The 13700-nt window shown below is 42.0% G+C and carries 13 protein-coding genes; 3 read left to right on the plus strand and 10 right to left on the minus strand.

Translation table 11 applies throughout. The features are described from left to right. The first annotated feature begins 75 nt into the window (after window positions 1-75). Window positions 76-390 carry a DUF4286 family protein gene (locus tag FY557_RS18520; protein WP_149248723.1) on the plus strand — a complete coding sequence of 105 codons (315 nt, stop codon included), beginning with the start codon at window positions 76-78 and terminating at the stop codon, window positions 388-390. Window positions 391-483: 93 nt separating this feature from the next. On the opposite strand, the gene FY557_RS18525 is transcribed toward FY557_RS18520, so the two are convergent. From FY557_RS18525 to FY557_RS18535, 3 genes are all read right to left on the minus strand, one after another. Next, window positions 484-672, minus strand: a complete 189-nt coding sequence (locus FY557_RS18525; protein WP_149248724.1) for a hypothetical protein — start codon at window positions 670-672, stop codon at window positions 484-486. A 114-nt stretch (window positions 673-786) separates the two neighbouring features. After that, window positions 787-1068 (minus strand): hypothetical protein, encoded by a 282-nt coding sequence (locus FY557_RS18530; protein ID WP_149248725.1) that lies wholly within the window; start codon window positions 1066-1068, stop codon window positions 787-789. Window positions 1069-1178: 110 nt separating this feature from the next. Then, window positions 1179-1673, minus strand: coding sequence for a GNAT family N-acetyltransferase (locus tag FY557_RS18535; RefSeq protein ID WP_149248726.1), 495 nt, complete (start codon window positions 1671-1673; stop codon window positions 1179-1181). 267 nt (window positions 1674-1940) lie between these two features. On the opposite strand from FY557_RS18535, the gene FY557_RS18540 reads away from it, so the two are divergent. Continuing rightward, window positions 1941-2507 (plus strand): hypothetical protein, encoded by a 567-nt coding sequence (locus tag FY557_RS18540; RefSeq protein ID WP_149248727.1) that lies wholly within the window; start codon window positions 1941-1943, stop codon window positions 2505-2507. A gap of 32 nt (window positions 2508-2539) precedes the next feature. Here FY557_RS18540 and FY557_RS18545 read toward each other — a convergent pair whose 3' ends face one another. The 6 genes from FY557_RS18545 to FY557_RS18570 form a co-directional block, all read right to left on the minus strand. Further along, entirely contained in the window at window positions 2540-2674 is a 135-nt protein-coding gene (locus FY557_RS18545) for a bacteriocin-like protein (RefSeq protein ID WP_149248728.1), read from the minus strand. Window positions 2675-2845: 171 nt separating this feature from the next. After that, a complete protein-coding gene (locus FY557_RS18550; RefSeq protein WP_149248729.1) occupies window positions 2846-3250 on the minus strand; it encodes a hypothetical protein in 405 nt (134 codons plus the stop codon). Between the two features lie 359 nt (window positions 3251-3609). After that, a complete protein-coding gene (gene uvrA, locus FY557_RS18555) occupies window positions 3610-6438 on the minus strand; it encodes an excinuclease ABC subunit UvrA (protein WP_149248730.1) in 2829 nt (942 codons plus the stop codon). Between the two features lie 550 nt (window positions 6439-6988). After that, complete coding sequence (locus FY557_RS18560) at window positions 6989-8866, minus strand: type VI secretion system baseplate subunit TssF (RefSeq protein ID WP_149248731.1); 1878 nt, start codon at window positions 8864-8866, stop codon at window positions 6989-6991. A gap of 32 nt (window positions 8867-8898) precedes the next feature. Then, window positions 8899-9339, minus strand: coding sequence for a GPW/gp25 family protein (locus tag FY557_RS18565; protein ID WP_149248732.1), 441 nt, complete (start codon window positions 9337-9339; stop codon window positions 8899-8901). 584 nt (window positions 9340-9923) lie between these two features. Continuing rightward, entirely contained in the window at window positions 9924-11336 is a 1413-nt protein-coding gene (locus tag FY557_RS18570; RefSeq protein WP_149248733.1) for an APC family permease, read from the minus strand. A gap of 379 nt (window positions 11337-11715) precedes the next feature. Here FY557_RS18570 and FY557_RS18575 point away from each other — a divergent pair, with 379 nt between their 5' ends. Continuing rightward, window positions 11716-12225, plus strand: a complete 510-nt coding sequence (locus tag FY557_RS18575; RefSeq protein WP_149248734.1) for a DUF4920 domain-containing protein — start codon at window positions 11716-11718, stop codon at window positions 12223-12225. A 66-nt stretch (window positions 12226-12291) separates the two neighbouring features. Here FY557_RS18575 and FY557_RS18580 read toward each other — a convergent pair whose 3' ends face one another. After that, entirely contained in the window at window positions 12292-13401 is a 1110-nt protein-coding gene (locus FY557_RS18580; protein ID WP_149248735.1) for a M14 family zinc carboxypeptidase, read from the minus strand. Between the last annotated feature and the right edge of the window lie 299 nt (window positions 13402-13700).

Below are 13700 nucleotides of genomic sequence, written 5' to 3' on the forward strand. Positions count from 1 at the left end.
ACGGGCTAATTTACGAAAAATTTGCCGATTTTTGCGGTAAATTTTATCTAAAGAATCTTAAAAATTCATAAAAATATGAGCATATTAAGTATAACTTTTCACTGTACGAAAAACCGGCTTCAGGAATGGGAAAATTACATCGATGAAACTTTGGTTCTGATGACGGAAAATTTAATGGATGTCAGCCAGTATATCCTTTCTGAAGTGCACAGCGACTATATAGAAGAGGGGAAAAATTACAACCTTCTCCTTATTTTCGATACCGATGACCTGAGGGAAGATTTCATCAAAAGTGAAATGGAAAATATTGCAGAAAGGGTTGGATCAAGATTCGGGCAGGAAGTGATGATTTTCAATACCATTCTTAACCCGAAAAAGCTGAAATTATAGGATACTATAGCTAAGGCAAAAACTAAGATTAAAATTGTTCAGCTGCTAAAAAATAATCCCCGGAGATACAATTTCTCCGGGGATTTTCATAAGTTATGATTTCTTGATCATCGATTTTCTTTCAAAGATTAAATCTGCCTTGGCAGCATTGAGATTTTTTTCGATCATTCCGTGCGGCCTCCTAGGCGGTTGCGGAGGTCTCGGAGGTCTTGGCGGCGGGTGGCAGGCACTGGTTGCATAAGCCAAAACAAAGGCCCCGAACATTTTCAGTAAAGATTTCATATCATTTATTTTTTGGTTCGGTATACATTAATCAATGCCGATGCCAATGTTCTTTTTTACGGCAGATTCAGAAAAAGAAAAAGCACTGAACTGTTGTCAGTGCTGATAATGGGTCTATCGGTGTCTTACAACCACCACAGGTCTGCTGTAGTAAACCCGAGGACTCGAATAGTACCGGTGTCTTACAGGCCTGTAATGATGCCTTTTATAATAATGTCCGGGCGGCCTGCGGTATTTTACCTTTTTGTAATGCGGCCTGTGCGGTCTGTGGTAATGATGTTTTTTCGGTTCGTGGCCGTGTCCTCGACCGTGACCCCACTGGATCGGGGAAGCCTGGTAATACGCCAGGGAAAAAACAAAGACGAGTAATCCTAAAATTCTAGTCAGCACCTTCATAATATATTATTTTCAAATTACATGATGAAATGCAGCAATAGCGGTGCCAGTAAACGATTACCGATACATACTTCTCATTTTTTAAGAAACTTTATTATTTTTTCTGAATTTCAGAATACCGTCTTGCTTCTTCTCTCGAGCATGATGACATCTTTCCATTGGCCGTTGAGCTTTCCGATCTTGCTTCTCGTTCCTACGATACGGAAACCGCTTTTCAGATGGGCTTTTAAGGCACCTTCGTTTTCCGGGAAAATATTCGTCTGCAAAGTCCAGAATCCGTGATCTTCGCTGTCGAGGATCATCTTTTTAAGCAAAACCGAGCCCAATCCTTTGTTCCGGTAATCCCTATCAAAATAAATACTTACTTCCGCTACCCCTTTGTAGCTCTCTTTTCTGCTTACGGGCCTCAGGGCACACCAGCCTACCACTTCCTGGTTTTCGTTCTCCAGCACCCAACGGCAGTCGTTCAGGTAATCCATATCCCAGACTTCATCGGAAGGAACGTTTGTTTCAAAAGTAGCTATTCCGCTGTCGATCCCCTGCCGGAAAATCTCCAGAACCCGGGCTTCGTCCTCGGGCAGCATTTCTCTCAGTTCGTAATTCATAATTGTTGATAATGTTTTTTCTCCATAATTCCTGACCGGAACAGTCAGTCGCAATATCCCTGAACATAAATCGCACCACACTTTTATCTATATCCGGTCAGGATTTCAAAAAAGTTGTTTGTCTGATCAAAATATCCGTTTTCCTGATTAAAAAAAGATGTATTTCACGGTCTCATACTGTACAGAATTTTATTACTTTTGAAAATGATAAAGATTGAGTTTTGCGCTCTCTGAATTTTATTTTTAACCATTAATTTAAAACAGACCATGAAAAAATTACTTATTTACCTGGGCCTCTTTCTTTTTCTTTTCAGCTGTAAGAAAAAAGACTCCGGACTGCAGGTGCAGGGCTCCAATGCCGAAGTAACCAAGGTACTGGAAAAATTTTACGCACAATACGGACCATCCAGTGAGGCGCTTTATAATCAGCCGATTGCTAATAATCTGTTCACGCCGCAGATCCGGAAAGAAATTGAAGAAATTGTCGATGCATCGAAAGAGGATATGGAAAATATTAAGAAAAGTGCTCATCCCGATGATAAGCCGCTGATTCTGGAAGGATCGGTTTTTACAAGCCTGTACGAAGGCTATACAAAATACGAAATCAAATCGATCGAAACACGGACGATAAAACCGAATGTACAAACGGCTGATGCTGTCATTGAATTTGAAAATACGGCCGTTGCCCCGAAAATCGTCTGGAAAGAAAATGTACACCTCATCAATCCTTCGGGTGCCGGCTGGGAGATAGACAATATTACTTTTGATAAAATCGCGCAGGTAAAGGACCTGAAAACAAGGCTGAATGACCTCCGTGCTGAGTTTAGAAAATAAAACGAAAGGTTGCCGGGGAGCAACCTTTTACTTTACGGGCACTGTGCAATCGGAACTTCGCTGCAAACCGTTTTGTTGAGTCTTTCGCAATATACGCAATACTTTTTAGGCTGTCCGCCATACACCGATTTCAAATCGGTCTTGCTGAGTTTCTTCATATTTTTCATATCGTTTTGATTTTGATGATTCTAAGTTGAACGGAAATTTTTAAAATTTATTACAGGAAAATAGATTATTTAAAAAGTAAAAAATCAGCAAGGACCGCCTGTTTTTAAATCAGATTAATAAGAAAGCCACACAGAATCTGCATGGCTTCGTATAAAATTTATGAATGTTTTTTATCTGTTGTTGATGTCCACCCTTACCGGCATTACGTAAGTGGAAGCAATCATATTGTCATTCAGTTTTTTGCTGTCTACTCTGTACTGCAGTCTGCTCAATACATTTTCGATTTCTTTGCTTACGTTTTTGCAGTCTCCTTTGGAATGAACGTTTACGATTTTTCCATTTTCTGCAACATCGAATTTTACTTCTGAATTAACGATCCCCTGCTTATAGTCAGAATTGGTAAAGTCGAAGTTGGCCATCAGCAGGTTTCTGATTTCGTTGAATGCATCATTCTTGTTCAGCTGAACCTCCTGGATGGTATTGTTATTTGAAGCCTGTGCCTTTGCTGTGTTCATTACTGCTATAAATCCGAAAGCAAACAGGGATGCCATTAATAATTGAATTTTATTTTTCATAACGCTTTGGTTTTAATGTTATTTTAAACTTTTTTACTAACTCTTTACCAAAGATATATAAAATAATTCATATTAATTTTACATTCAGTTAACATTAAGTTAACATTAGAATTTAAATTATTGATTTACAGGATCATAAACTTTCGAAATAAGTGAAAATTTAATATTGAAAGGTTAAAATTGAGGAACTACAGCTGAACGACTAACTAAAGTAATATTCTTATCTACCAGTACCATATGTAAAGACAGCAGAAGAACAAAACAGAGATAATATGTTTTTTTCATAATGGATCAGTTAGATCAATAAAAAAGGAATCTGCATTCACAAATCCCTTTTATATATAAGTTGATATTTACTATTACAGTTCCCTCTTCAAAAACTTCCCCGTTAAACTCTTCTTCGACTTCACGATTTCCTCCGGCGTTCCCTGGGCGACGATCTGGCCGCCGTGTTTTCCGCCTTCGGGACCGACGTCGATGATGTGGTCGGCGAGTTTGATGACGTCCATATTGTGTTCGATGATGATGAAGGAGTTTCCAAGTTCCACCAACCGGTTGATGGCATCCATCAGGATTTTCACGTCTTCAAAATGGAGCCCGGTCGTTGGTTCATCCAGAATGTACAAGGTATTTCCGGTCTGTCTTTTGGCGAGTTCAGTGGCCAGCTTGATCCGTTGGGCTTCCCCTCCGGAAAGCGTGGTGGACTGCTGCCCCATCGTGATGTAACCCAACCCGACATCCTGCAAAGTTTTAACCCTTGAAAAAATCTTCGGAATCGGCTGGAAAAATTCTACCGCTTCATCTATCGTCATATCCAATACATCGGAAATCGATTTTCCTTTGTACCGGACTTCCAGCGTTTCCCGGTTGAACCGTTTTCCGTTGCAGGTCTCGCAATGGACATACACATCCGGCAGGAAGTTCATTTCAATAACCTTCAGACCGCCGCCCTGACAGGTTTCGCATCTTCCGCCTTTTACGTTAAAGGAGAACCTTCCCGGTTTGTACCCGCGGATCTTGGATTCTGGCAGTTCGGCAAAAAGGTTCCGGATGTCCGTAAACATTCCGGTATAGGTAGCCGGATTGGATCTCGGTGTTCTTCCGATCGGTGTCTGGTCTACATCCACGATTTTATCGATGTGTTCCAGGCCTTCTATTTTTTTGTAGGGCAAAGGTTCCTGCACCGCTCTGTAAAAATGTTTGTTCAGAATCGGATACAAGGTTCCGTTGATCAGGGAAGACTTTCCGCTTCCAGAGATCCCAGAAACGACCACCAGTTTCCCTAAAGGAATATCCAGCGTTACGTTTTTAAGGTTGTTTCCCGTTGCACCTTTCAGGATGATATGTTTCCCGCTTCCTTTACGTCTTTCCGCAGGAATTTCGATTTTTCTTTTTCCGTTGATGTACTGGGCTGTGATGGTATCGGCTTTTACCAGATCTTTCGGTTTTCCCTGCCACAGGATCTCCCCTCCGAATTTACCGGCTCTCGGACCGACGTCCAGTACCTCATCGGCTTCCAGGATCATGTCTTTATCGTGTTCCACCACCAGGACGGAGTTCCCGATGTCGCGGAGGTTTTTCAATGAATTGATCAGCCGCTCGTTGTCCCTCTGGTGAAGACCGATGCTCGGTTCATCAAGGATATAAAGAACGTTCACCAGCTGTGAACCGATCTGCGTGGCCAGACGGATCCTTTGGGACTCCCCTCCTGAAAGCGTTCGTGAACTCCGGCTTAGGCTCAGGTAATCCAACCCGACATCCAGCAGAAACTGAAGCCTGGTTTCGATTTCCTTTAAAATTTCATAAGCGATAATCGCATTTTTCTCTGAGAATTTATCCTTTATGTCAGCTAACCATTCTTTCAGATCAATTAAGCTTAATGCATTGACCTCAGCAATGTTCTTTCCGTCAATTTTAAAACTTAAGCTAGAAGGCTGAAGACGGGTTCCCTTACATTCCGGACAGGTTTCTTCCGTGGTGAAATGCCTTTCCAGCAGGATCGCCTCATAGGATTCCCTTTCTTCGATGATTTCTTCCATGAAAGAAATAAGGCCGTCAAAACTGATCTTTATTTTTTTGGTAATGCCTGCGTATTTCAGGTCTTTATTGAATTCCTTGTGGCAGCCATTGTAAATATAGTCCAGCGCTTCTTCCGGAACATCCTTCATCGGGGTTGCCATTCCCAGACCGAAGATCTCCAGAATGTTTTTAATCTGCGCTAAAATCCATTTGTTGGATTTCAGATCTTCCAATGGCAATAAACCTCCCTGGTTGATGGAAAGTTTCGGGTTCTCTACAAAGTAATCGGTATTGATCTTTTTGATTGTCCCTAATCCTTTACAGCTCGGGCAGCTTCCCTTCGGCGAGTTGAACGAAAAGGTATTCGGCTCGGGTAACGCCAGGGAATGTCCGGTCTCGGCATCCATCAGGTTTTTGGAGAAATATTCAATGTCTTTGCTTCCGAGCTTCTGGATTCCGATCAGCCCTTCCCCCATTTCCATGGCGGTGCGCAACGATTTTTCCATTCGGGATTCGGAAGCGGATTCGCCGATGATCCAGCGGTCGATTACAATATCGATGTCGTGGGTCTTGTAACGGTCCAGCTTTAAATCGTATTCAATATCCTGCAATTCCCCGTCGATCCTCGCCTGTCCGTAGCCTTTTTTGGCCATCTGTACAAAAAGTTCGTGGTAATGCCCTTTTCTGGCTCTTACCACCGGTGCCGTCAGCATGATCTTTTCACCTTTGTAATTTTCTTTAATGGCCTCAAGGATCTGATCTTCGGTATAGCTTACGAGTTTCTTCCCTGTAGTCTGGGAATAAGCATCGGAAACCCTTGCAAAAAGAAGACGGAGGAAATCATAAAGCTCCGTAACGGTTCCAACTGTTGAACGCGGGTTCTTATTGGTGGTTTTCTGTTCGATGGCGATCACCGGGGACAGCCCTTCGATCTTATCGACGTCAGGACGTTCCAGTCCGCCCAGAAACTGTCTTGCATAAGCGGAGAACGTTTCGATATAACGGCGCTGGCCTTCCGCGAAAATGGTGTCGAAAGCCAGAGATGATTTCCCGCTTCCCGAAAGACCGGTAATCACAACCAATTCGTTGCGGGGGATTTTTACATTGATGTTTTTCAAGTTGTGTTCACGGGCCCCGTAAACTTCAATATATTCTGTTGATTTACTCATAATTTGGGGTGATTTTACCTGAAAATCACGCTGTGCAAAATTACGGAATTTTATGGAATTTTTAGTGTTAAATAGTGTTAGGAATTTAAACGTTCATACGACTACTTTGTTCACATCTTTATTTCTTTCCAGTCATCCACCGCAGGCTGAAAAAATCTTTTGCACAACCGATTACCAGGCAGAATAATTATCTCCAACTCTATGCCATAAACAGATTCTGTGCCCTCGAGAAGTATTCAGGGTTTAACGGGCAGGAAGAAGGAGGCCGGATGCCGGAAGTTTTTTCTGTCTGTAAACCGTAAGAGGTTAAAATTTTTAAGCTATCTGCTTAAAGGCAAGCTAAGCTTAACTTCTCTCAAGTCCTTTATAAACCTTAATGGTTTAGCTTGTACGAAGGTCAACCATTAAGAAATATTCAGAGGTTAAGTTTAATTAAAATCTAGGATTTTATTCAGCCTGATGTTTAAATAGATTACGCAGATTTAAATACATAATACAAATCTGCGTAATCTGCGTGAGCATATTCAAAAATCTGAATGGTTTAAAATAATCAATTAAAATCCAGATCTTCATTGATGACTTTAACGCGGTATTCAATTCCGTCAATGGCTTTTGAGATGATCTGGTTCCGGAGGACATTCGCCATATTTTCCCAATATGCCCTTCCGTAGAAAGAATAGTTCTGCGGGACAACATCTACATCTACCGTCCGGATAAATCCTTCTTTCGGTCTGTTGCTGATCATGGTTCCGCGGGTTACCCTTACTTCCTTCAGTTCATCCTTCAAAACCATCCGGCAATAATTCTTCACGTCTTCCAGGGAAATGATTTTATCACGGGTCGTCAGGGCATATTTATAAGCCTGAATACTGTCGGTTCCTTTCTGCTCCTCAGCTCCGCCGATGGTTTCAGTGAGCAGCACTAAGGTCTGGGATTTGATCTGATTGGAAAGTTCCGTTCCCGGACGGAGGTGATTAGCAAGCGTGGCGTGGGTAATCCAGAAGGCTGCGTAGGTATGGTCGGTTTTATCCACCGGCTCCATAATGACGTAATTGAGTTCCTGCTTCACATTTCTTTTGGCATTATTCACTTTCTGCACCATCGATTTCATCTTGTCAGACATTTCACTGAGCACGCCTTTTACATTATCCCTGTTCAGCAGAGAAAACGCGGCGATCTCATCCCGTGTCAGTTCAAGAACATTGGCGATCATGTCAACGGCGTTCCTGTTCGTAAACCGCTCCATTCCTCCTTTCCTTACCGTATACAATCCTTTTCTCAGATCGTCATTCGGGGTGAAAGGAATTTCGGTATATCTTCGTCCTTCGCCATCCTGCACCTCATCCACATACAGGAAATGCTCTCCTTCATCGGTAACCAGGGGAATATTGTTCCCCATAATGTCCAGGCTGTACTCCGTTTTTTTCCAGCCGCGGTTATAGATAGGAAATGCGTTCAGCACAAAAGAGAAATTGTCCAGGATCTCTGCGGAAAACTGAGGGGGGAACTCAAGCGTCAGCCATAAGTATGTTTTTCCGTCGATGAATTTCGTAATTTCTTCTTTATAATCTACGAAGTCTAAATTTTCCGGCAGCTTTCCCGGTTCGGAAAACAAGGAACTTGAAATCCCGGAGATCTCGATAAATTTATGATGGTAAATGCTTTTTACATCTTCAACGATTTTGTTCTGAATAGACTGTTCGCGGAACATCTGCTCGTAGCCGTCGGACTGGCTGCCTTTATAATAGGTCAGTCCTTCTCTTACAAACAAGGGATTTCGGTTGCTTGAAACCGTGATGTAAGGCAGAAGCTTGTAGGTGAAATCCAGATGTTCGAAAGCGGGATTTGAACAGTAGACACTTACATCTTTAGGAAAGGTTTCATTGGTGTATTTTGAAACATCAATGCCTATGGTTACTTTCCGGTAATCTTCCGGTCTTCCCTGGAACCGGGCAATCGGGATTTTGTTAAGCCTTTCGTCGATTCCATAGCAGGTATTCCCGACAAACATGATGGCAGTCTGTACCTTATTGATGCGTATGTTTCCGATGGGTGTAAACGGAATATTGATCTGCTTATCCGATTCCGATTTTATGGTGGAGGTCATCTGCTTTTTGAAAAAGAACTCCGTATGCTCCAGCAGCATCTCCGAAGATTCATACGGCTGCGTAAAGGCAATCGCGTGAGACGGAATCGGATGGGTATAAATGGACGGGGTCAGGAGCTTGGCCAGCTTTTCCAGGATGCGGGCATTGACCGTCTGTACTTCGTTATTGGCTTTAAAGACTTCTGTGCTGAAGGCATCAATAAGTAGTTTCACAAAGGGATCCAGCGACTGCGGGCTTTTCAGTCCCCATACTTTGGTGGCGTTCTGAAGCATCCTGGCTTTTACGGATTCTTTGGAATAGATGTTCTGGTCTAAATTCATAAATGGTGAATGGTAGTTATAGCTTGAGAAAATTAATCAATCGACATCGGACTCAGGAAGAGCTCCGTAGAAAAGCTGAAACGTTCTCCCGAATGTTCCATTTTGGCATTGATGGCGATCTTTACTTTCTTCTTGATTTCGGTATGTTCTTTAGTGTCGTAATTGTGTTCTACGATCTGGATGTGCGCATCGATCTGCGGCTGTACGATACGGGGTTCGTATTCCTGGATCTGTCTTTTTAAGCTTTTGATAAAAACGGCTTCCCAGACGGCACTGGTAATCCCGTTATCGAACTCAAGGCTCCAGACATCGTTCCCGTAATTGTCATCATACCGGTTTTCGCCCTTTTTAGTGGTGATCAGCAGCATGATGTTGTGGGCAATACTTTCCCCCATGTCGCAGGTATCAATACTTCCTCCTTCCGTCATGAGCGCTGCCGGAACAAAAGGCATTCTGTAATTTGGTGTATCCATGATATCAACTTCTTTGTTTTTCTTTGTAATTCACGTTTACCTGAAAAAGAAATACCAATTTAATCATTTTCCCTGATAAAAGGAATCTCGGAAAGAAAATTTTATTGGGTGAAGGGAGAATTCCGTTGCACAGGTGAATGGTGAAGGGAGGATTTTGCTTCGCAAGTGAATGGTGAATTTTTAGTGCTGGAAAAAAGAATTGATGATCGAAGCAGGTTGACCATTCACTATTCATATTTTAAAGACCACCCCGTCAAAAATTCATTCTGAATTTTCGCCACCCCTCCAAGGGAGTAGAATTTTTCGGTTAAGCGTATTTAAATTATTTTTTGAAGGTTATTATTTGTTCGAATGCGCAGAGGAAAAGGCACCGTTTTAAGTCGCAAGGATTTGACGCTGTCAAATTTTTACTGCTAATACTAACCTCTGAAATTTTTACTCTTTGAAAAATCAGCACTTCTCAACTTTATCAAAGATAAAATCTCTGCGCCTTTTTCGCATAACGTATTTTAAAGACTTTCGCGTCTTTGCGTACTCCAACATTAATCCAAAAAAAAGCTGCCTTGATGTAGACAGCTTTGAAATTATTGCGCTTTATTATTTTTATTGATGAAATAGTAGACCGGCAGTCCCAGCAGCACCATCAGGAAACCGGGCCAGGTGTATTGCTGTTTGTAGATCAGCAGCAAAATGCAGAAGCCGGTTCCGATCAGTAAGTAAATAATCGGCGTCACCGGATAAAGCCATGTTTTGTATGGCCTTTCCAGATTCGGCTGTTTAATCCTCAGATACATTACTCCAAAAACGGTAATCATGTAAAATAAAACGATAACAAAAGAAATCATGTCCAGAAGGTTTCCGTACTGCCCGCTCAGGCAAAGCAGTGAAGCCCACACGCCCTGCATCCAGAGGGCATTGGCCGGAACGTCATTTTTATTGTTATATTCGGCCTGCTTAAAGAACATCCCGTCCTTGGCCATGGTCTGGAAAACCCGTGCTCCGGCCAGGATGAGTCCGTTGTTGCATCCGAAAGTGGAAACCATTACCAACACTGCAATAATTGCCGTTCCTGCGTTTCCGAAAATAAAATGTGAGGCAGCCACCGCTACCCTGTCGTTTCCGGCAAACGCAATGGAATCCCGGTCCAGTGCATTCAGGTATACATAATTTACGGCAATGTATAAAATCATCACTGCTGTGGTTCCGTAGATCATCGATTTTACCACATTCTTTTTCGGGTTTTCAATTTCACCGGAAACGAAAGTTACGCTTTCCCAGGCCACAGAGCTGAAAACGGAACCGACCATCGCAGCAGCGATTCCGCCCAGCAAAGTCATTCCACCGATGGGTTCCCAGCCTTCTTTAAGGAAATTTCCCATGAGATCTTTTTTGAGGTTGCTGAAAGCATCGTACCCGAAACTGAAATTTTCTGCCAGGTGGGAAAAATCGACCAGAATAAATCCGGCCGCGATAAGACCCAGAAGAGCCACAATCTTTGAACCTGTGAAAATATTCTGTAAAAACTTTCCGCTTTCAACGCCTCTCGTATTGATGTAGGTAAGCAGAATAATGACGGCGATGGCCAGAATCTGGATCCAGGTAATCATGAATTCCCCGCTCTGGAAAATAGGGGCCGCATCGTTTAAAGACGGCACCAGATAAGCGGTGAATTTGCCGAAGGCCATCGCTACCGCCGCAATGGTTCCGGTCTGGATCACCGTAAATAGTCCCCAGCCGTAAAGGAAACCCATTCTTCTGCCGAAGATCTCTTTAAGATAAGTATACTGTCCGCCCGCTTTAGGAAACAGTGCGGATAGTTCTCCATAGCTGATCGCGGCAGCTACCGTCATAATTCCGGTAATAACCCAGACGGCAATCATCCAGAAACCAGAGCCGAGGTTCCGCATCATATCGGCGGACACAATAAAAATCCCGCTTCCGATCATGGATCCCATCACCAGCATAATGGCATCCCAAAGTTTTAGTTTTTTCTGCATATTTAAATATAGATTCCAAATATAAATAAATATAATGTTAACACGTACCAGAAATGAGGGTAATAAACCGGAAGAGCAAAGCCGGATGCCGGAAGTTTCCCTGCCAAAATATAATCCGTCATAGATCGGAAGATTATATTTGAAATGAGGACTGCCGCCCTAGCCCCGATTGAAATGAAAATCCTTTTTTGAAAAAAAAGATTGCAATGGAAAGCGGGATCGAGCTCCAAGAGAAAAATATCCTAAGGAAATAAATTGAGTACCTTGAAGTAAGGTAAAGCAAATAATTCTGAAGACCGAAATACCCAGCTTGTTTTTTATCAAGTTTGAACGATTTTGAGATTCGGAATTTATTAGTATTTTTGGAAAAATATTAAAAATGAAATTCAAAACGATATTATTTGCTGCAGCCGTAAGTGCTTCGTCTTTAGCTTTTGCCCAGGAAGCCGAAAAATTCGGTCCGCCTGCAGGAAATGCAGTTGTCGGCGATGTATATGGAAGCGGCGTTGCTTCAAATGCTGAATCCAAAGCCATCTCTGCAGATAAACTGAGCAGGAAGCTTAAAAAAGAGAACAGGAAAGTAGACAACGTTGCCGTAAAAGGAAAAGTAACGGATGTCTGCGATAAAAAAGGTTGCTGGCTGACCATCCAGACGGAGGATAATTCCCAGTTTTTTGTGAAGATGAAAGATTATGCGTTTTTTGTTCCGACAGCTTTAAAGGGTAAGACTGTGGTTATGGACGGAACGGCTGAAAGAAAAGTAACTTCCGTAGATGAGCAGAAACATTATGCCGAAGATGCTAAAAAGCCAAAGGCTGAAATTGATGCGATTACAAATCCGAAAGAAGAAATCCGATTCGTAGCCAACGGAATTAAAGTGGTCGACTAAGAATCAAAAAGATTAGCTTCATCATAAAACAAAAAGCGGAACATCGCATGTGTTCCGCTTTTCTATTTAATCTTCAATGGTAAAACTTACTTCGGCCTCCAGTTTTGGATACCGGGTCGGGCAGACAAATTTCTTTCCGGTACAGTCGATTTCCTGCCAGCCTTTTTTCTTCTTCACATCTCCTACTTCCACAACAAAAGGGATAAAGGAAATATCTTCTTTCCCTTCCTCAAAAATTTCCCGGTACTGAACAGCGATATCCAGAATGCATTCATGTTCGGTATTGAGTTTTACATTCCTGTAAATAATATCGTAATGGGTTTCCTTATTTTCGGGGATTTCCAGATAAGCTTCCCAGCCTGCTGTTCCGGAGTTTAATTCTGCAATTGCTTCCAAGGCATAATATAATGCCACCGTATAATATTTCCTCGTTTCTTTCCGGGTATAGTCACCTACGAAATGTCCGCCCTCAAATAAAATGGTCGGCATCCCGGCTTTGATGAAATTGTCGCCGGTTGACGCCGGATAAAACTCATCGGAATACCTGCCGATCTGATCAGGGATCATTTCTTTTAGATGGTGATACACCTCTGCAATGATGGCCATGCATTTTTTCCTGTTTTCCGTTACCGTTCGCTCAACATTCTCTGAAGGTGCCAGGAAAGACAGGGTTGCCGGGTGGATGCCGTCGGTGGTAAAAATTGTTCTCTGTTCATGAAGATTCAGGGCATAATCATATTTTCCGGAAGCCACGGTGTTTTTCAGATATTTTATTTCGGTACTGGCTTCGTTATAAAAATCACGGTTAAGATCAATTTCCACGGCATTCATCCGGGTCCATTTTTCAGAGCCGTCAGGATTAAGCATAAAAATAAATTCCAGCGTAATCTTTCCGAATAATTTTTTCTTCATTTCAGGAGCATTATCCAAAGTGGTTAAAAGATCAAGCATCGCATGCGTTGCGTTGGATTCGTTACCGTGCATCTGGGACCAGGCAAGAACATGAACGCTTCCGGTTCCGACAGTCAGTTTATAAATCGGTTTTCCCAAATAAGATTTTCCGATCTCCTGAATATAATCGCCGAGATTGTCCTGTAGATAAGAAAATAATTTTTCAGGCGAAATATAACGGTTTGGAAAAAATTGATTCGAAGAATAGATCTGTTCAAAATTCATTATGAAATAATTTACAACAGTCAAATTTAATCAAATTTTAACAGAAAATAATAATTTACATTTGTGATCATATTAAACAATGCAAACTGCCAAAATGTCTGTTGATAAAATTGTGGATTGATAAAAATGCAATAAGCTGTGTTTATATGTTTGAAATTCAGCAGTTTACTTCGTTATTTCAGAGGATATTTAAGGGCTTGCTGTTACATTTTCTTTTTCATCAAAGGCAGCTGCATCACATCGATTTTCCCTTTCTTATTGGGATAATACAATGATTTTCCATCAAGAATAAAAAATTC

The sequence above is a fragment of the Chryseobacterium sp. SN22 genome (assembly GCF_008329705.1).
In the GTDB taxonomy this organism is placed as follows: Bacteria; Bacteroidota; Bacteroidia; order Flavobacteriales; family Weeksellaceae; genus Chryseobacterium.